This window comes from Lewinellaceae bacterium (genome assembly GCA_020636105.1).
Taxonomy (GTDB): Bacteria; Bacteroidota; Bacteroidia; order Chitinophagales; family Saprospiraceae; genus BCD1.
Genome location: JACJYL010000002.1, coordinates 247820 through 269308 on the forward strand (window position 1 = coordinate 247820; position 21489 = coordinate 269308).

Genomic DNA, 21489 nt, shown 5'->3' on the forward strand with positions numbered 1-21489 from the left:
CAACGAGCATTTTTTTTAAGTATTGAGGTATTTCGACGCCGTTTAAAAATCTACACAATTATGAAAATTTACACATCGGAAGAAATAACAAACCAATTAACAAGTTTACCCGGGTGGGCATTCAGGGAAAATGCCATTGAGAAAAACTTTCAGTTCGTCAGCTTCATCGAAGCCTTTGCTTTTATGACCAAAGTGGCGTTTTGGTCAGAAAAAATGAACCACCATCCCGACTGGAGTAATGTTTACAATAAGGTCAGCATCCGTTTAAACACGCATGACGTGGGCAGTGTAACGGAGAAAGATTTTGAGTTGGCGAAAAAAATTGAGGGCGTGCGCTAACCCATGATTGGTGATTTAGGCGAATCAGGATTTGGAAAAAATGGGTGACCGTCCAGTTTCTATGAAATTAATCCAAGTTGCGATGCATTAGGATGATCAAATCAATAAATTCCAGGTTATCGAAACAAGTTATTTGCAACGCAAGGAAGTCAGGCAGGGAAGTATATCGCAACTAACGTTAATTAATTTTTCCATCCTAAATCATATAATTTACAATTGCTCATTCACCCAATCCAGGGTAAATTCAAAAACCTCCTGTTGTTGTTTTTCATTGTGGATTTCATGGAACATCCCGTCCCATTTTTTAAAGGTCGTTCGGGGGCCCATTTTAAAAGCGAAAGCCTGGGTAGAAGCACAGGAAGTGATCTGGTCGGCCCCGCCATGCATCAGCAGGATTGGCACCGGAGGATCGCCCTTAAAATCGTGGAGCCAGACGCCTGCCTCTAACAATCCTATCCCCAAAGAAGCCGAAACTTTATTGTGAACGAGTGGGTCTGCTATATATTTTTTGACCTCTTCAGGATCCCTGGAAATGTGGTTGGGATCCAGTCCGTTGGGCTGGGTGAGTTTAGGATAAATATTTCTCATAAACTTACCCAAGCCAACCACGAAAGGAGAAGGATTATTGTCCAGAATGATAGGTGGCGCAGAGGCTATGGTGCCAGCGATAGCAGATTTTCTTCTAAGGGTATGGTTGAGTACTATTGTAGCGCCCATACTATGCCCGTATAAAAAAACGGGTACGCCTTTGTATTTTCCATGAATGTCTTCCAGCAGCACATCAACGTCATTCATCATCATGTCAATACTTGGACTATGACCACGCTTTCCACCAGACTGCCCGTGTCCCCTGTGGTCAAAACCTACAATGGCAATGCCGTTTTTATTAAAAAATTCCGCCAGGTGATCATAACGATTGATATGCTCGCCAAGACCATGAACCAAAGCAAAAACAGCTCTTGGTTTTTCGACAGACCATTCTTTTGCGTAAAGCTTTAATCCGTCTTTTGCCTGAAGTGAATAGGATGTGGTCATGCTGGTTACTGGTTACTGGTTTGCTGGTTGCTGGTTTGCTGGTTTGCTGGTTGCTGTTTGTCAAATGCCCGAAATATATTGCCAAAAAATTGGGATTAGAGGTACCGTTCATTGATTATTTTAAAATGGTGTATTTCATGCCCGGCAATGATATAGGCCATGGCCAGGGACGTGACGGAAGTACCACTGGCCAGTCCGTGTCTCAGCCACATTTTTTCACTGAAATTTCTAAACAGACAAATGGTGGACCGTCGAACAGCCTCGTATTCCTCGATAATGGATTCTATGGTACGATCGGCAGCATTCATGTAAGGAGCATAGGCATTTTGATCAAAACCTGGAAGCGGAGTTCTGTCATGCCTGGCAATACGAAGGGCCCTGTTGCTAAAAATACGCTCTCCATCTATAATGTGAATGAGAATTTCCTTGATATTCCATTTATCCTCCGCATATTTATAATCCCATTTTTCACGTGGAATGGATTTTAAAAAGCCAAGATTTAATGGCAAGGATTGTTCCAAAGTGGAAACAATATCATTACTGGTGATCTTACTGACGTAAGGTTCGTAAAAAGCAGCATAATCGCCTGACGCAGGTCGTGAATTTTTCATAGATACCCTAATATGTGATTTAACAATATGGTCTAAAATTTATTTCGTAAATTTGTTATTCTTCCGTTTTTCAATTCAATAGCGGAAGCGGTTGAAAAATACGCAAAAGTTATATTATGAACAAATCATTTCACCTCTTAATTGCTTTTATTTTTATCCTGCCAATAGGGATACATGCACAACCCCCCACTCCTCCTAAAGATACCTTGCGGAGTTTGAATGTAGGTGACCTTGAAGATGAATTTGCCTCTTCCCTGGAAAGGTCTAAAAAGGTTATCATCGTGGATCAGAAGGATCTTTTGGTTCCAAAGGAGTACGTCCAAAAGGAAAAGCGCTTTTTTTACGAGCAGGTTCCTGTAATGGAAAACGAAAACTTTGCGATTGTAGATTTACCCAAAGGATACACCGGCTTCAGGGTAGAATTGATAAAAGTACATGACGAACCATTGGCTGACAATGACATTATCTTTTTCCGTCACGGAAATGTGGTCGAGGAAACGATTGGAGAAAAAGAATACGCCTATTCCATCGGGGATTTTAAAACCGAAGCCGAAGCCAACGAATTCATGGAGACTTTTATCCTCGAACTTTATCCGGCAGCCAGGGTCATTCCCTACCAGGACGGCATGAGATATTAGTGCCTGCAAAAAGTAACCAGCAATACGCAACAACATGAACACCTACGAAAAAAATGCACGGAACACCATTAAGCGCGTTCCAAAAAGAGGAGATTACGATAAAGAAACCGTTTATAAAATCCTGGATGCTACCTATGTGTGTCAGGTGGCTTTTGTGGTGGACGGACAACCCTTTATCATTCCCACCGTTTTCGGAAGAAAGGATGATACCATTTTTCTTCACGGATCGGTCAAAAGCAGGATGATGACCAGCCTCGAAGAAGGCATTCCTGTCTGTATTAATGTGACTTTTACCGACGGAATCGTGCTGGCGAGAAGCGCCTTTCACCATTCCCTGAATTACCGGTCTGTGAGTATCTTCGGAAAAGCCAGGGCCGTTGCACATGAACAAAAAAACGAAGCCTTCCAGGTCATCATGGACCAAATTTTAAAAGGCCGGTGGGAGGAAGCCCGGAAGCCATCCGAAAAAGAACTGCAAGTCACCTCCGTACTTGCCATTGAGATCGAAGATGCGGCTGCCAAGATTCGGACCGGACCGCCGGTGGATGATAAAGAAGACCTGGAGTTGCCCATCTGGGGCGGTGTAGTCCCATTGGTTACCCAGATCGGGAATCCCATTCCGGATGAATATACGCCCGAGGACATGGGATTGCCGGCAAGCATTCTCCACTTGATTCGGTCGTAATTAAATGAATGAAGTGACAAAACAAATTGAAGCATTAGGGGGCAGACTCCTCTTTTAGGTTGGGGCAAGTTCAGGCAATTATTCAATTTATTTTTGTGTCATTACTAAGTTCAAACCATGAAATATTTAAAAATCGCGTTCTCCATATTTATCCTTACAACCACTACCTGGTCGTGCAATCCAAAATTGCAAAGCTGGTATTATTCCGTTGAAGGAAACGGTGTCGAAGTTCCTGAGTCGTATGAAGGAAGACCCGGATCTCGCCCGGGAAAATCACTTTGTCGCGACCAACTCAACTATATCCCGGACACTACCCGGATGGACGAATTCCCGATGCGATACGTAAGGGTAAATTTTCATTGGATGAACTCTGCCGATACAGCCTTTTCCTTCACGCCAGGCAAAGATTTCAGCGAAAAAGATGCCATAAAGTTTACGGAAGGTTTTATGCATGCCTGCAATTACGATCTTACAAAAAATCGAAAATTATGGCTCCCTCATGTCAACGATATTCCCGTGCTGCCTATCAATTACAGGCTCGTTCTCACCGGCCGGCCGGAAGACCCGAGCGATAATGGGATTTACTTCCACTACGATGATGAACTTTATTATTACGTCGACAGGGGAAAAAATGCCAATTTATACAAACAGGATGTCTTCAAAACCTATGCGGTGCAGCCCGATACAGTACTGAATATTTTTGTCATGCCGCATCATCCGGATAGTGTCGCTTCCAAAACCTATCCTGTAAATCGGGTGGGCATTGCCCTGGGTACTTTTATCAAAATCAGCGGCATTTTTGGAAAAAAGGGCAGTTTCTGGGATTACCGCGGGTTGATCAATCACGAGGTTGGTCACATTTTCAGCCTGTCCCACACCTGGAAATACAACGACGGCTGCGATGATACGGTCATGCACCCGGGAAATTGCTACAGCCCGGATTCCGGCCCGGGTTGCGATACCCTTACCTCCAACAATATGATGGATTACGGTTATCTGCAACATGCCCTCTCCCCATGCCAGATCGGCAAAGTGCACAATACAATGTCCAATATCCAATCAAAGAAAAGGAAACTGCTTATCCCGGTATGGTGCGAATTAAAAGAGGACAGTACCGTTATCATCCGCGACAGCATCGACTGGAAATGCGATAAGGATATCGAAGGACACATCATCCTGGAACAGGGGGCCATTCTGACCCTGCATTGTCGGCTGGCGATGCCTTCAGGAGCAAAAATCGTTGTTAAACCGGGGGCCAAACTGGTACTGGACAATTGTCGGTTGCATAATGATTGTGGCGAAAAATGGCAAGGGATAGAATTACAACAACGGGGAGAACTCAAAGGGGAAGTGATCCGTATAGGCAACACGATCCTGGAGGACGTTGAAAAGGGAGGATGGGGTGAATGATGCGGGTACCGGGAGGACACCTTTTGCTTTCCCGCACTATCTTACCTGCGAAGATGTCACCTCTCTGTATAATAAAATTTCTCAGCGCCCATTGCGTCAACTTTGCCTCCATTGCTGTTAAATCTTTTGAAATAAACTACCCTACCTCACTCGGGGGCACCCCAAAATGATCGCGGTAACATTTGGAAAAATAAGCCAGGCTGTTGAAGCCCACCATGAAAGCGATCTCTGAAGCATTACCCGCCTTTTTCTCCAGCAATTCCTTTGCCCGAAGTAGCCGCATAACCCGGATGATCTCGTTGGGGGATTGATTGGTCATCGCTTTCAGTTTTCGGTGCAGTTGACTACGGCTCATGCCTACCGACTGGCTTAAATCTTCCACGCTGAAAGTTTCGTCGTCCAGGTTTTCCTCAATGGTCGATTTGACTTTTAACAAGAACGTTTCATCCACCGAACTTACCTCCACTGATTCCGGGTGGAACGTAAATTCGGTCCCAAAACTCTTTTGCAACCGCCTTCGCTGTTCGATGAGATTTTGTATGCGTACATTGAGTTCCCGGGCGTCAAAGGGCTTCATCAGGTAATCATCCGCTCCTAATTGCAGCCCTTCTATCTTGTCTTCCTGCTCCGCCTTCGCAGTCAGCATGATGATCGGGATATGGCTCGTTTTGTCGTTGGCTTTGAGGGTTTTACAAAGTTCCATCCCGTTCATTTTAGGCATCATCACATCCGAAATGATCAGATCAGGAATGAGCTGAATGGCTTTTTCCACCCCTGCTTCTCCGTCTTTTGCCTCTACGACATTATATTGCCCTTCCAGTTGTTCCTTCACATACGTTCTCACATCTGCATTATCTTCTACCAGGAGCACCATGGGTTGATCCTTCCGGGTTTTCCCGCCAGTTTCCACCGTTTCATCACCTGGATGATATTCACCCGTTTGCACCAGGATATTTTTTCCCGGTTGGGCAGAACCACTTTCAAGGACGGCTTTTCCGACGGGCAATTCAATGATAAAAACAGTGCCCTTATCCACTTCGCTCTCCACCAGAATCGTTCCATTATGCAGCTCTACCAATTCTTTTGAAAGAGCCAGCCCAATTCCGCTGCCCGCCTGCATTTCAGAAACATTGGTCGTTTGGAAAAATCTTTCAAAAATCATGGGCAGCTGATCCTGCGGAATCCCCATTCCTGTATCTTTCACCCTGATGACAGCTATGTTTTCGCCCTCTTTCTGTCCGTTGTCCCTTAGCTCAAATTCAAGGCAGACCGTTCCCCTTTCCGGGGTATACTTAAAAGCATTGGACAACAGGTTGATCATCACTTTTTCCAACTTGTCTTTATCGAACCACGCCGTTATCCGGGCATCCGGAATATTGACCTCCAGATTTATTTCCTGGCGCTCGGCCAGGGATTCGAAAGCATAAACCATGGCCTTCAATGTCTTAACCAAATCCCCCTGCTCCAAATTGAGGGACATTTTGCCGCCTTCGAGTTTTGAAAGATCGAGCAGTTGGTTTACCAGGTTCATCAAACGCTCCCCGTTCCGGATCATGATGTCCATGTATTTGGTGGTATTCCCTTTGAAAGAGCCTTCGCGCATTTGCCTGAGAGGGCCGAGTATAAGGGTAAGCGGCGTCCGGAATTCATGGCTGATATTAGTGAAAAAGTTCGATTTTATGCGATCCATATCCCGCAGTTTTTCTGCCTGTGCCTTTTCAAGCTGAAGGTTCAGCTCAGCCTGCTGGCGGCGCAGTTGCAGGCGGTAGCGAAGAAAGAGAAATACGCTGATCAACAGCAAAACCACAATGATACCCCCCAACAATATCCGGTATTTCTGCCGGGATTGTCTTTCCAATTCAAATCGATTTCTTGCCAGGTCAGTTTCTTTCTTTTGGGTTTGATATTTTATGTTCAGTTCAGCAACCTTCTCATTATTCACCTGATCGTTTATACTGTCGGCAATTACCCGGGCCTGGTTCAAAAAATCAAATGCTTTTTTGTAATCGTTTAGGTTTTTATAGATCGAGGAATAAGTTTCAGCCACATCTTTCTTCAAATCAAGCGCGCTTGTTTTTTCAACAAAAGGCCTGGATTGATCCAGGTAAAAGAGTGCCTTTTGATATTGCCCGGAAAAATCAGCTACAGTGCCAAGATTGATATATAAAGTAATAAGATAATCGTTGTAGGGCGAATCTTTAAGTATATCAAGGGCTTTCAAATAGTAACTTTCTGCCTGATAATAATGTTCCAGCTTTCTGTGAGAATACCCCATATTGACATACTGGATGGCCTCGCTGATATGATCTTCATATTTTATAGCTACCTGAACAGCCAGGTTCGCATAATAAAAGGACGAATCATATTTTCCCATATCATCGAAAACATTGGAAAGATTGGAATAGCTATAATAGAATTTGTCCTCGGTACTGTATTTTTTCCGAATATAGAATCCTTTTTTAAAGTAATCCAGTGCTTCCTTAAAACGTCCCTGCTCCCGCAGTACCGCTCCGATATCATTGTAAATGGACCCAATGTTATCATGTGAATCATATCTTTCGTAAATCTTTAAAGCACTGAAATAATCCTCCATAGCTTTATCAGGGTACCCCCACTCACTGTACTCCTGGCCTTTTTGCTGAAGGACCATCCCGGCAGTGAGAGTATCCTTCATTCGCATCTGAATATCATAATGCATTTGATGTGCCTCCACGGCAAGTTCATATTCGCCTTTGTTATGTTTGGACTGGGAGATAATTTCCTGGGCAAAGGCCTCTCCTTTTAAAAACCCAATCTTCCTTGATGCACGGATGATCAATTCGGCATGGTAAATGGCAGAATCGGGATAACTTCTAATGAAAGCCTTTGCGAAAGTAAAATGGTGCCGAATGCTTTGTTCGGAATCTGACTGTTGCTGATAGATTGTCCGCAGGCTATCAATAAGAGGTGTCTGAGCTGATATTTCGAGATTTACCAGAATCAGAATAAGACATAAAACATGCTTTTTCATACAAGTGGATGTTCAAAACACAAAACCCTATGTGGGTAAAAATAGTATTTATTTTGAACAAAACGGATAGAATTATTCCTCTTTTCCAACCTAATAATAAGCCCTAACAATTAATTATTTTGCCCAAAGTGAAAATCAAATGTGCTTCAATCACAAAATACCAATTAGCGATCCTCACTCGGGGGCACCCCAAAATGATCGCGGTAACATTTGGAAAAATAAGCCAGGCTGTTGAAGCCCACCATGAAAGCGATCTCTGAAGCATTACCAGCCTTTTTCTCCAGCAATTCCTTTGCCCGAAGTAGCCGCATAACCCGGATGATCTCGTTGGGGGATTGATTGGTCATCGCTTTCAGTTTTCGGTGCAGTTGACTACGGCTCATGCCTACCGACTGGCTTAAATCTTCCACGCTGAAAGTTTCGTCGTCCAGGTTTTCCTCAATGGTCGATTTGACTTTTAACAAGAACGTTTCATCCACCGAACTTACCTCCACTGATTCCGGGTGGAACGTAAATTCGGTCCCAAAACTCTTTTGCAACCGCCTTCGCTGTTCGATGAGATTTTGTATGCGTACATTGAGTTCCCGGGCGTCAAAGGGCTTCATCAGGTAATCATCCGCTCCCAATTGCAGCCCTTCTATCTTGTCTTCCTGCTCCGCCTTCGCAGTCAGCATGATGATCGGGATATGGCTCGTTTTGTCGTTGGCTTTGAGGGTTTTACAAAGTTCCATCCCGTTCATTTTAGGCATCATCACATCCGAAATGATCAGATCAGGAATGAGCTGAATGGCTTTTTCCACCCCTGCTTCTCCGTCTTCTGCCTCTACGACATTATATTGCCCTTCCAGTTGTTCCTTCACATACATTCTCACATCTGCATTATCTTCTACCAGGAGCACCATGGGTTGATCCTTCCGGGTTTTCCCGCCAGTTTCCACCGTTTCATCACCTGGATGATATTCACCCGTTTGCACCAGGATATTTTTTCCCGGTTGGGCAGAACCACTTTCAAGGACGGCTTTTCCGACGGGCAGTTCAATGATAAAAACAGTGCCCTTATCCACTTCGCTCTCCACCAGAATCGTTCCATTATGCAGCTCTACCAATTCTTTTGAAAGAGCCAGCCCAATTCCGCTGCCCGCCTGCATTTCAGAAACATTGGTCGTTTGGAAAAATCTTTCAAAAATCATGGGCAGCTGATCCTGCGGAATCCCCATTCCTGTATCTTTCACCCTGATGACAGCTATGTTTTCGCCCTCTTTCTGTCCGTTGTCCCTTAGCTCAAATTCAAGGCAGACCGTTCCCCTTTCCGGGGTAAACTTAAAAGCATTGGACAACAGGTTGATCATCACTTTTTCCAACTTGTCTTTATCGAACCACGCCGTTATCCGGGCATCCGGAATATTGACCTCCAGATTTATTTCCTGGCGCTCGGCCAGGGATTCGAAAGCATAAACCATGGCCTTCAATGTCTTAACCAAATCCCCCTGCTCCAAATTGAGGGACATTTTGCCGCCTTCGAGTTTTGAAAGATCGAGCAGTTGGTTTACCAGGTTCATCAAACGCTCCCCGTTCCGGATCATGATGTCCATGTATTTGGTGGTATTCCCTTTGAAAGAGCCTTCGCGCATTTGCCTGAGAGGGCCGAGTATAAGGGTAAGCGGCGTCCGGAATTCATGGCTGATATTAGTGAAAAAGTTCGATTTTATGCGATCCATATCCCGCAGTTTTTCTGCCTGTGCCTTTTCAAGCTGAAGGTTCAGCTCAGCCTGCTGGCGGCGCAGTTGCAGGCGGTAGCGAAGAAAGAGAAATACGCTGATCAACAGCAAAACCACAATGATACCCCCCAACAATATCCGGTATTTCTGCCGGGATTGTTTTTCCAATTCCAGCTCTTTTTGGGTAAGCTCCTTTTCTTTTAACTCTGTTTGGTACCTTGTTTCACTTTCTGCCAATTCCTTAGCCTTGGATTCATTGAACAGGCTATCTTTAACTTCAGCGGCGAGTTTGAAATATACAAGGGCCTCCTGCGGGTTGTTATTGGTCTCCAGCAAATGAGCATATTGTTCATAAGCATCTTTCAGAAAGGTTTTATGATCGATCTCTTTTGCCAGGGAAATCGATTTTTCAAACCAGGATACGGCGGCGGCCCTGTCCCCAAAGGCTCCATATACTATTCCAAGGTTCATATAAACGCTCACCAATCCGGGCTTGTAATAATGGGACTCATCCTCAAAAATTTGGCGCGCCCTCTCCAGGTTAGGCAAGGCTTTTTGATAATCCCCAAGCTTCCTGTATTCCGTTCCCAGGTTATTGCTCACATGCCCAAGGCCGTCCAAATACTGCTCCTTTTCAAATATTTCCAGTGCCTTATTTAGTAAAACAATCGAAGAATCAGGCGATTCGGTAATCTCCGATAAGTTATTGTAAAGGAAAGCAGCATAAAACAAATCTTTTTCAGCCAGAAAAATGGCTAATGCTTTGGAATAGTAGGATTTGGCTTTTTGTATTTCCCCGTTCTCCATATAAACCTGCCCGATATTACTGTAGGTGGTAGCCAGTCGATCCTGGTTGTCATAGGTTTCAGCAATTTTGGCGGATTCAAACAAATGAAACAAGGCTTTATCTACATCATTCATTTTTTTGTAGATATTGCCCAGCAGGTTATGACAATCCATCATGCCATTTTGGTCTAAGAGTTTATTCTCGGCTATTTCAAGGGCTTTTTCCACATGATAAACGGCCTGGGCTTCCTCACTTGAAAGCAAATGTCCGACGCCGAGAAAATAATGGGCCCTCATTTCATGTTTTGCATCGCCCAGCTTTTGTGCGAGAGAAAGTGCTTCGGTAGAATAAGTGATGGTTTTAGGAAAATCCGATTGGTAAATAAGGTTAGCTATTTCATCCAACAATCTGAGTCTCGTGGTGTCGGCCTTCGTTTGCTCAAGAAGCTGCTCCAGGCTATCGACAGTGGAGTGCTGCCCAAAAATGGGAATACATAGCGTTAGCAAAGAACAGAACAAAATTAGCTTTCTCATACAATTGGATGTTCAAAAGACAAAAGGCTATCCTTGTAAAAATACTAATTTCTGTGAAAAAGCCTCAAAGAATTTAATGGCACCCTGGAAATTAGTTCCCTGAGTGCCATCAAATGTTATGGAGCGAATTGCATTTTATGCCGGTACTTAGTCTACAATTTTATCGGTTTTTCGTAATAACACAATCCCCGTCAGGAAAAACCAAAGGACCACCAAAGGATAACCTATGGCAGCAAACGCGAAAACGGGAATGAAATACATAAGCAGTACAATGGTTACCAGTGCCCCGGCAACAACACCCCACCAGCACAGCCATTTTGGCAATTTTCCTGTTTTTAGCCATGCAAGCCCTGCTAAACCGTTGCCTATTCCTATCAGGCAGGTAGCGATATCGTCACTCGCTAAAAAACCTCGCATGCCCATCGTAGCAGAGATTATCAAATCTTTACTTTCATAACTTTGAGCCTTTAAGAGATCAGCGATGCCCCACGTAAATCCATAGGCAAAAAGAAAAGCCGTTAAAGCCAGGGTGATGCCCAAAATATGCGCTGCCAAGGCAGCGGTGCTGAACCAGTCATTTTTGGGATGTGCCCGGTACAACGTCAGGGCAACGCCAAAAAAAGCAATGATTGCCACAATAAACAGCCCTATGCCCGCCAGGGATAAGGAAGGGTTTACCGACAGGTTTTCCAACCACTTTTCCATGGTGCCAGGCTGAAAATCGTAATCCGGGAACCAACCCGTTGTTTGTTGCAGGATTATGGCTGGCATGAAAATGATCGTAACGATTCCGGAAATTCCGCCAAACCGGATCAGTGCCGGTGAAACGTTATTGTTTGAATTCATTTTATTTCGTATTTAATTTTTTAAAAAACCTTATAAAAACAATAGACAAAAGGCTGCAGCCAAAAGAAATCCAGCCTCACCTTTTGTCTGAAAACAACCACCGTTTTGGAATATGATTATTCCGTTTCGTACATGCGCTTCACATCATGACTCACTGCTGGAAGCGTTTGCAGGTATGCCCACAGGGACGAAGCTTCTTCGTCGGTGAGTTGAGCGAATGGCGGCATTGGGGAACGTGCGCTGGTACCATCTGGTTTTCTGCCGAATTTGACCATTTGTATGAATTGATCTTCCGTCCAGCTGCCAATTCCGGTCGCTTCATCTGGCGTCAGGTTTGCAGAATAAACAATGCCTGATTCCTCCTCAAACTTATTCCCTCCGCTAAAATACCCGGGTGTTTTCTCTGGTTCGAGGATGTTCTGGGTTTTAAAATCAGGACTGTGACAACCGAAACAGTCAATCTTGGCGGTGGCCAGGTATCTACCGTAAGCCACTTTATCCGTGATCGGCGGTGCACTGATCGGTTTTCCGTCATAAGGCAGAGGTTTAAAGGCTACGCGCACCAATAATTTGGTCAGAAACGTCGGTTCATTTGCCGGTTGTGACTTGTCGGACGGTTGTACCTCCTCGCTATCGGAACGCAGATAGGCAATGATATTATTGAGATCCTGGTCCGATAAATGGGGGAATTTGGGCATCCACGGTGGTGCATAACCCCCATTTCTTTTGATGCCTGTACGCAATAACCAGGCTAGTTCTCCATCGGTGTATTGCCCAATGCCATGTTCCTTATCCTGGGTAATATTGGGCGCCCAGATGTTCCCAAATGGGGTATCTTCCTCCATGATCTTCCCTTCCAGTTGATTGCCATTCATGTGACACTGGAAACAAACCATTTGGGCCATTCGTCGGCCCTCGGCTACAGAAGCGCTATCTGTGGTAACCGAAATCTGCGGGGCTTTCACTTCGTAAGTCGGCATGGGGGAAAAATTAATATAAGCGGCTGCAATAGCCAGTATGAGCACAATGGAACCAATGATGATTCCAACAATTTTCAAGACTTTTTTCATGATCAATAATTTTAAAGGTTTTGGTTGTTTACGCTTTATTCGTTCGGGAATATCAATTTTGTTTTTTACGCAGCAAAGTATAGATCCATCCTATGATAGTGAGGCTGAGCAAACCATACCCTGCAGAAGGAAATGGGGAAGTCGAAAGCACTTCCTGTCCCATGAAAATCATGGCTGCCGCAATGGCAAAAGGTATTGAAGCCAATGAACCCGTGATCCGAACAAACAGCGGGTATCCCTTAGGAAGAGAGATCATTAAAAGAGCAGGTACATAAAGCGCCATGCCTGCACCAAAGGAAGATTGTGCACCACTACTTATTGAATCAGTAGCAGCGCCCCCACTCATGACCGCTTCGCCAATCGCCAGGATCAAAAAACCGGCAGACAACAGGTCCGCATTTTCTTTGGCAAATTTCCATGCCATTAATACCGCAGCCACTGTTAATCCAATACTGCTGATTTCGTAAAAAACAACTTGTGTCACCGGGTCTTTTACTGCAGATCCGGCCATTCCAAATAATACGCCTAAGGCGAATCCTACGACAGAAATGTAGGTCTTGATTTTTGCATTTTGGTTGTTTTCCATAATAACGTTTATTTTTTTTGTGATAAAAATTTTGAACGCTACAAAGGTGAGGGAAAACAGAAAGGCGGGTTTTCAATTATGTCGCAAAGGTTTTTAAATTTGTCGCAAAGAGCATAAATAATTGATTTTCAAGTTAATTACAGGTGGATTTGTTAATAAAAAGATGGTTAAACCATATACAAAGTGATAATTTTCAGCATTGCCCCCCAGGCTGTTGTTTGACGTGAAGCTTATTTTTACGCTTTCTTATTAATGGATGTTCTCCGCCAAATATATTCCAAATAAAAAGGGGCGAGTATTTAATAAAGGGCTGTGGAACGTCATGTCAAAGTATCCGTTTGGGATTATTCAAATAAAAACCTGTTCAAAAAATCAATTATTCTTATATTCGTTGACGTTTCCCATACCCATGATAAAATATTTTCATTAAACCACCCTTTGATATGCTGCAAAAACTACACAAAACATTTGCCTTTGCTATTGTATTTTTTATCCTGTTGCCGGGCCTTTCTGGGTCCCTTGAGGCTCAAAATACGCCTTGTACAGCTGTCAGCCTTTTATCCAATATGCCCGATTTCCAAACCTATTCCACCAGCGGGCTGACCAATTCCGGGGTTCCAGCACCGGAATGTGGTGGATCTCCCGGCGCAGACATTTGGTTCCAGACGACCATTTCGGCCACCGGCTACATCAATATCGTTACCCTGCCCGGCACCATGACCAATGCGGCGATGGCCATTTATACCGGGACCTGCAACAATCTCCAGGAATTTGCCTGCACAGAATCAGACAATTGCGGGAATTCGATCATGCCCATCTGGGACTGGGGTAACCTGGCTCCCGGTACCGTAGTTTATATAAGACTTTGGATACAAAGCGGTACCAACGGAACTTTTGACATCCAGGTGACCAATGTGTTTTCCCCTCCGGGAGCTACTCCGCTGGTGCCAACGGGCGATGCCTTTACCCTCAGCCCCGATTGTATCCAATTGACAACAAACGTAGCCAGCCAACAGGGTTGTGCCTGGTTGCCGACACAGATTGATTTCACCCAGCCCTTTTCTAACAATGTCATGCTCAACTTTGGAACCATCGATGCCAATGGAGCGGACGGAATTTGTATGGTGTACCACCTGGATCCGGCAGGCATGGCAGCCTGCGGCATTGGCGGGGGACAGATTGGTGGCGGAGGCATACAAAATTCCTTTATCATTGAATTTGACACCTGGGACAATGGCCCCACTTTCAGCGACATTCCCGCTGATCACGTTTCTGTGAACGTCAACGGCGATATGATGAACGCCATCAATGGCCCTTTTGGATTGGGAAATATTGAAAACGGGTTGGACCATGAAGTGCTTTTTACATGGGATCCGGCCACCAATTTTTACCAGATTTTTTTCGATGGAAACCTGACCTTATCGGGCAATTATGACATCATCAACAATTGCTTTGGAGGCCAGACCAGTGCCTGGTGCGGGTTTACAGCTTCTACAGGTGGGTCTTCCAATAACCAGACTGTATGCAACATCACGCCCGATGTTTATCCTTCCGGTGACCAAAGCGTAGTGGAAGTCGAAATTTGTGAAGGCGACAGTTATTTTGCCGGCGGCGCCAACCAGACCACGAGTGGAAATTATTCCGACACCTTTGCCGCTTACAATGGATGCGACAGTATTGTGGTCACCAAATTGACGGTCAACCCGGCCCCTCAAAATACCATCAACAAATCAATCTGTGACGGCGAGAGTTATTTCGCCGGGGGCGCCAACCAGACCTCCAGCGGCACCTATATGGATACCTTCATGACACCGGCAGGGTGTGACAGCATCGTCATCACCAACCTGACGGTCAATCCCAATATCCAAAACACATTGAACGAAGCGATCTGCCAGGGGGATAGTTTCTTCGCCGGCGGCGCCAACCAAACCACCAGCGGCACCTACACCGACACCTACGTCGCCGCCAACGGATGCGACAGTGTGGTGGTGACCAATCTGACCGTGAATCCGGGCAGTCTGTTTACCCAAAATGAATCCATTTGTGACGGAGAAAGTTTCTTCGCCGGGGGCGCCAATCAAACGTCCAGCGGCACCTATACCGATACCTTTACAGCAGCCAATGGATGTGACAGCGTGGTGACTACCGTCCTGACGGTCAATCCCAATTTTGAGTTTACCTTTAACCAAGCCATTTGCGAAGGAGAAAGCCTTTTTGTCGGTGGAGCCCTTCAAACCACCAGTGGCACCTATACCGACATCTACATGTCATCAGGGGGCTGTGACAGTACCGTGATCACTAACCTGACCGTCAATCCTAATGTACAAAACACCCTTTTTGAGACCATTTGCGAGGGAGAAAGTTTTTTCGTCGGCGGTGCACTGCAGACGACCTCGGGTACTTATAATGATCTATACAGCACCTCACACGGGTGTGATAGCCTGGTAATCACCAACCTGACGGTCAACCCGAATGTGCAGAACACTTTATTCGAAACCATCTGTGATGGGGAAAGCTTCTTCGCCGGCGGAGCCCAACAAACCAACAGTGGTACCTATACAGATGTGTATGTTGCTTACAATGGTTGCGACAGCACTGTGATCACCAACCTCACTGTGAATCCCAATATTGAAGTGACACAGAACCCGGCTATTTGCCAGGGAGATGTATTTTACGCAGGAGGCGCTTTCCAGACCACCAGCGGTACCTATACCGATGTGTACACCGCTTATAATGGTTGTGACAGTACCGTGATTACCAACCTCACTGTAAACCCAAACCCGGTAACTGTTTTGAATGAAACCATTTGCCTGGGTGACTGCTACTTTGTCGATAACATCCCTTTCTGTTCTACCGGTACTCACCAGGTGGTGTTGCAAAGTTACTTCAACTGCGACAGCACCGTGCAGTTGCATTTAACAGTAGTCGACCCGCAGGTCAATATAGCAGAACCTTTGATCATTACCTGTGATCATCCAACGGTAACCCTTGATGGAAGCAACTCAGCTTCAGGTCCGGGCATCACCTATCTTTGGACCGGATCTGATCCGAATTGTTTTGTGGGCAATATAAATAACCCGGTCATCAATGTAAGTTGTCCGGACCTTTATACCCTACTGGTGTTCCAGGACATCGGTGGACAGCAATGTATAGGATTGCAGGAAGTAGTCGTTCAGGAATATACAGAAATTCCAAATGCCGTTATCAATCCGCCCCAGGAACTTAATTGCTCGGATCCGTGTACCACACTGGATGCAAGTTCGTCGGATAACGGGCCGCCGTATGTTCCTGTCTGGACCAACCAAAATGGAATTGTATCCAACCAGCTGAACCCAACCGTCTGCCAGCCGGGAACTTACGTCCTCACCGTAACAAACGAAGACAATGGCTGCTTTTCAACGGCCAGTGTTACCATTGACCTGGACTCATCGGCCTCTTTAGCCGATGCCGGCCCCGATGCCCTGATCGACTGCCTGCATACAATGGTAACCCTGGACGGAAGTAATTCCTCAGTAGGTCCTGATTACCAGCTCCAATGGGAGGACGTGAACCATGTCGTCCTGGGCAACAATGCCCTGCTTACAGTCGATGAACCAGGCACTTACATTCTCTTGGTGTCCAACCAGTCCAACGGTTGCATGTCCTCGGATACGGTAATCGTCACCATCGATACGACCCTTCCGGTAGCCGACATCGGCTCTTCGGGTGTTCTGGACTGTGCCAATACTTCGTTGTCACTTGATGGTACAGGCTCCATGCCTGTCTCAAACTACGGATTTTCCTGGCAAAGTCCCCTGGGAACGGAAATTGGAACCGGCGATCTTTTGGATGTCAATACCCCCGGAACTTACTTTCTGGTGGTCAATAATACACTGAACGGGTGTTCCGATACCACTTCCACTGTTATTATGGAGAATATGACCCTGCCCGTAGCAGATGCTGGACCGGATCAAAGCATCGATTGTTCTGTAGGTACTGTAACTTTTGATGCTTCGGGTTCAATGGGAGTAGGAACGCTTGAGTTTGAATGGCTAAATGAAAGCGATGCTGTTATCGGTACCAATTCAAGCCTACAGGCCAATACCCCGGGCACCTATTTCTTAATCGTTACGGATGCAAGCAATAGCTGTACCGATACCACGAGTGTAATACTGACCAGTGCTTCCACCTATCCGCTGGCATTTGCCGGAACGGACACCCTGATCAATTGCACCAACCCCTCCATCGGACTAAGTGCTTCCGGATCAGACAGTGGGCCTAACTACCAGTACGAATGGCTGGATGAAAACGGCAATTCCATTGGTGTCGATTCGCTGGTCAGTGTGAGCAATTCTGGATTTTATACCCTACTGGTAACGGATACCGATAACGGTTGTTTCTCTTCAGACATGGTTTCTGTAGGAACCGATTTTATACCGCCGTTTTCCGATGCCGGAGCGGATCAGGTGCTGGATTGCCTCAGCAATAGTGTTACGCTGGATGGAAGCAATTCCCAGCAAGGAGCAAATATCAGCTATTCCTGGCTGGATAGCAGCAACAATCCCATCGGGACAGGGATTACCCTTGCAGTGAATGCCGCCGATACTTACACCCTGGAAGTTACGGACATGAATAACGGATGTTCATCCACATCCACAACACAGGTCACCCAACAGATCGACGCCCCGGTGGCCGACGCGGGGCCAGACCTGATACTCAACTGCATGACCAACATGGTAACGCTCGATGGAAGCAATTCCACCACAGGCCCGGACATCACGGTGGAATGGATCAACCAGGCCGGTAATTCCTTGGGAAATACGCTTCAATTGCAAACTTCTACCCCCGGTATTTATGGCCTGATCCTGCAGGACATATCCAACGGGTGTACCTCGGTATCCAATGCGCTGGTGTCAATAGATACGATCAGCCCTGCCCTATCCCCGCTGAACGATGTTATCATAAACTGTTTTTCACCGGAAACGACCCTGGGGGAATCTTTGTCCGGCTCCCACCCCGCATGGGCGTTTTCCTGGACAGATCAAAACGGATTGCCGGTGGCCGCTACCGACACCCTGCATGTTGACACCGGGGGCACTTATACGCTTTTGGTTTCAAATAACACCAATTTTTGCGAGACTACAGTTTCCGCTGTGGTATCAGAAGATTTTACGATTCCGGTCGCCGATGCCGGCAATGATGCCACCCTGGACTGTGTGACTTCAAATATTCTACTCGATGGCAGTAATTCTCAGCAAGGTCCGGGTATTACCTACCAGTGGGAAGACACCAACCAGGCGATCATTGGAAATAACATAAACGTTTCCGTCAATATGGCTGGTACCTATACCTTGTCAGTTACCAATCAGGGAAATGGCTGTAGCGATGAAGACAGTGTAACCATTGACCAGCAGCTGGATGCTCCGGTCGCCGATGCCGGTGCCGACCTCATTCTCAATTGTACCGATACCCAGGTTACCCTCGACGGCAGCAATTCTTCTTCCGGGCCTTCCCTCTCCGCGGAATGGACGGATCAGAACGGAGACCCTGTTGGAAATAGCCTCCAACTGCAGGTTTCGGTTCCTGGAAACTATACCCTTAGCATTTCAGATGCTTCCAACGGCTGTATTTCGGTTTCAAATGCGATGGTCAGTATAGATACTATCGCTCCATCCGTCAACCCGTTGAACGACCTGGTCCTAAACTGTTTTGCTCCTACAAACACTTTAGGCTCTCCGCTTGCAACGGGCAATCCCGGGTGGGTTTTTGCCTGGGAAGATCAAACCGGCACATTGATAGGCGTAACAGATACCCTACCGGTGACGACTGCCGGCACCTATTCCCTCACCGTGTCAAACCCGGTCAACAATTGTGAAACAACCGTTGCGGCCACCGTCACAGAAGATTTTGTCGCTCCGGTAGCTGATGCAGGAAACGATGCAACCCTGACCTGTAGCACCCTATCCGTGTTGCTGGACGGAAGCAATTCAGACAATGGTCCCGGATATTCAACAACATGGCAGAATTCACAAAATAACGTCATAGCACAAACCCCTAATATTTCCGTCACCACCGTGGACACTTATTCGCTTTTTGTGACCAATCTGACCAACGGTTGTATGGCTTCAGATCAGGTAACCGTGGCTATTGATACCCTTTCCCCTGTGGCTGATGCGGGCGCTGGGGGAATCATTACCTGTACTACACAGGATATTTTGCTGGATGGAAACGGGTCAACCTTTAGCGGGAACGCTACCTTTTCCTGGACCGATGAAAGCAACGTCCAGATCGGAACGGGACTCACCCAAAGTGTAAATGCCCCAGGTACCTACTATTTCACCATTTTTTATCCGGACAATGGCTGTGAAGATGTTGGCAGTGTTGACGTTTTGGAAAATACGACGCTCCCTGTAGCCGATGCGGGGGAAGATATTGAACTGAATTGTTACACCCCCACGGCTTCCCTTGACGGAAGCAATTCAAGCAGCGGTACCAATATCATTTTCGAATGGCAGGATCAGGCGCTACAGCCCGTGGGGAACAATACCAATCTCCCGGTAAATGCGCCACAGGTGTACACCTTCATTGTCACCGATACAGAAAACGGATGTATGGCGAGCGACATGGTGGAGGTTACCGAAAATTTTGTAATGCCTGTAGCTGATGCAGGAGCAGACCTCGTACTGGATTGTCAGAATCTGGATGCACAGCTCAGCGGGAATGCCACCTCGGTGGGTCCAACGATCTCATACCAATGGACCGATGGTACCGGGCAGGTGATCGGAACAGGAATAAGCCAGTTTGTGGATCAGGCCGGTACATTTGACTTCATTGTTTTTGATAATGAAAATGGATGTGCGGATACCAGTATGGTTGTTGTGACCATTGACCAGGACTACCCTGTCGCAGCGGGTGTAGTAAACGAAATATTGACCTGTGTACAACTGACAGCAACCCTTGATGCCACGGGCACCTCGGTTGGAGGGGAGTTTTCTTATAACTGGTCCTCTATTTCCGGAGGAGTGATCACGCCGGGACCGGATAACCTGACGCCTTATGTCGGGGCTCCCGGAGTGTACCAAATGACGGTGACCAATAGTAATAATAATTGTGCCTCGACGGTAATGTTTGAAGTATTCCAGGATATTGAACCTCCCGTGGCCAATGCCGGACAGGGATTTGAATTGAACTGTCATGCACCGATCAGTAACCTGAACGGAAGTTTATCTATCCCTGTAGGAGTACTCGAATACCAGTGGAGCAGTTCGAATGGCCAATTCGAATCAGCCACCGACATTCCGCAACCCTCCATCTCGTTTCCGGGCAATTACCTGCTTACAGTTGTAAACACCCAAAACGGATGTACTGATACCGACCAGGTGACCATCACTTCGAATTTTATCACCGGCATGGAAGTGGAAACGGTTGATCCCCTTTGTTTTGACGAAACCGGAACGCTTGTCGTTCAACAGGTGAGTGGCGGGGTACCGCCCTTTCAATATTCCATCAACGGGGGCACTACCTTTAGCCAGTCAAATGTGTTCAGCAACATTCCGGCAGGCCAGTACGATGTCGTGGTCATTGATGCCAATGATTGTGAGCTGGAAGCGACTGCCCTGATCGTGGCGCCCGATGAAATATTGCTGACCCTGGACGCCGATGCCACTATTTTACTGGGAGATCATTTCCAGTTGTTCGCACTCACGAATTTGCCGCTGACCCAAATTGATACCATCCTCTGGTCGCCGGCAGATTTTTTGAGTTGTACAGGCTGCCTTTCTCCTTTTGCCACTCCACTGGAAAGCATTGAATATACCGTCGAAGTCATTGATACGAACGGTTGTAACGCCCTTGCTACACAGGCAATATTCGTGGACAGAAGATCAAATGTATTCATTCCGAATGTCTTTTCGCCTAATGGTGACGGGAACAACGATGTATTCCTTATATTTTCCGACTTAAAAAGCGTGGCCAGTGTACATTCCTTCCAGATCTATAATCGGTGGGGAGAGGCTGTTTTTCAGGCCTTTGATTTCCCTACCAATGATCCTGCTTACGGCTGGGATGGCATCTTCAGAGGCAAACCAATGAATCCGGCGGTGTTTGTGTGGTATGCAGAAGTGGAATTTATTGACGGAAGGGTGGAATTATTTAAAGGAGATGTAGCCTTGGTGAGGTGATTAAATGGGCCCAGAGGAGATCCATCAAAGTCATTCCTAAGGACAATATGCCTTTTGAATAC

Annotated in this window: 12 protein-coding genes; 5 read left to right on the top strand and 7 right to left on the bottom strand. The window is 46.2% G+C overall.

Features of this window, described 5'->3' with window-relative positions:
- The first annotated feature begins 60 nt into the window (after window positions 1-60).
- Window positions 61-339: a 4a-hydroxytetrahydrobiopterin dehydratase gene (locus H6571_18415; GenBank protein MCB9325717.1), complete on the top strand. Its 279-nt coding sequence runs from the start codon at window positions 61-63 to the stop codon at window positions 337-339.
- 210 nt (window positions 340-549) lie between these two features.
- Here the strand turns inward: H6571_18415 and H6571_18420 are convergent, their stop codons facing one another.
- Both H6571_18420 and H6571_18425 read right to left on the bottom strand, forming a co-directional pair.
- Window positions 550-1374: a lysophospholipase gene (locus H6571_18420; GenBank protein ID MCB9325718.1), complete on the bottom strand. Its 825-nt coding sequence runs from the start codon at window positions 1372-1374 to the stop codon at window positions 550-552.
- Between the two features lie 95 nt (window positions 1375-1469).
- The gene (locus H6571_18425; GenBank protein MCB9325719.1) at window positions 1470-1985 is read right to left on the bottom strand and encodes a DinB family protein; all 516 of its coding nucleotides are present in this window, start codon (window positions 1983-1985) and stop codon (window positions 1470-1472) included.
- Window positions 1986-2101: 116 nt separating this feature from the next.
- On the opposite strand from H6571_18425, the gene H6571_18430 reads away from it, so the two are divergent.
- The 3 genes from H6571_18430 (at window position 2102) to H6571_18440 (ending at window position 4718) form a co-directional block, all read left to right on the top strand.
- The gene (locus H6571_18430; GenBank protein ID MCB9325720.1) at window positions 2102-2623 is read left to right on the top strand and encodes a hypothetical protein; all 522 of its coding nucleotides are present in this window, start codon (window positions 2102-2104) and stop codon (window positions 2621-2623) included.
- A 34-nt stretch (window positions 2624-2657) separates the two neighbouring features.
- Window positions 2658-3308, top strand: a complete 651-nt coding sequence (locus H6571_18435; protein ID MCB9325721.1) for a pyridoxamine 5'-phosphate oxidase family protein — start codon at window positions 2658-2660, stop codon at window positions 3306-3308.
- Window positions 3309-3425: 117 nt separating this feature from the next.
- The gene (locus H6571_18440) at window positions 3426-4718 is read left to right on the top strand and encodes a hypothetical protein (protein MCB9325722.1); all 1293 of its coding nucleotides are present in this window, start codon (window positions 3426-3428) and stop codon (window positions 4716-4718) included.
- Between the two features lie 136 nt (window positions 4719-4854).
- On the opposite strand, the gene H6571_18445 is transcribed toward H6571_18440, so the two are convergent.
- The 5 genes from H6571_18445 to H6571_18465 all read right to left on the bottom strand — a co-directional run bounded on the left by H6571_18445 (window position 4855) and on the right by H6571_18465 (window position 13268).
- A complete protein-coding gene (locus H6571_18445) occupies window positions 4855-7728 on the bottom strand; it encodes a response regulator (GenBank protein MCB9325723.1) in 2874 nt (957 codons plus the stop codon).
- 164 nt (window positions 7729-7892) lie between these two features.
- Window positions 7893-10766 carry a tetratricopeptide repeat protein gene (locus H6571_18450; protein MCB9325724.1) on the bottom strand — a complete coding sequence of 958 codons (2874 nt, stop codon included), beginning with the start codon at window positions 10764-10766 and terminating at the stop codon, window positions 7893-7895.
- A gap of 147 nt (window positions 10767-10913) precedes the next feature.
- A complete protein-coding gene (locus H6571_18455; protein MCB9325725.1) occupies window positions 10914-11612 on the bottom strand; it encodes a DUF4386 family protein in 699 nt (232 codons plus the stop codon).
- 116 nt (window positions 11613-11728) lie between these two features.
- On the bottom strand, window positions 11729-12682 hold the full coding sequence (locus H6571_18460) for a cytochrome c (protein MCB9325726.1): 954 nt from the start codon (window positions 12680-12682) through the stop codon (window positions 11729-11731).
- A 52-nt stretch (window positions 12683-12734) separates the two neighbouring features.
- Complete coding sequence (locus H6571_18465) at window positions 12735-13268, bottom strand: hypothetical protein (protein MCB9325727.1); 534 nt, start codon at window positions 13266-13268, stop codon at window positions 12735-12737.
- Between the two features lie 443 nt (window positions 13269-13711).
- On the opposite strand from H6571_18465, the gene H6571_18470 reads away from it, so the two are divergent.
- On the top strand, window positions 13712-21427 hold the full coding sequence (locus H6571_18470) for a gliding motility-associated C-terminal domain-containing protein (GenBank protein MCB9325728.1): 7716 nt from the start codon (window positions 13712-13714) through the stop codon (window positions 21425-21427).
- The last annotated feature ends 62 nt before the right edge of the window (window positions 21428-21489 follow it).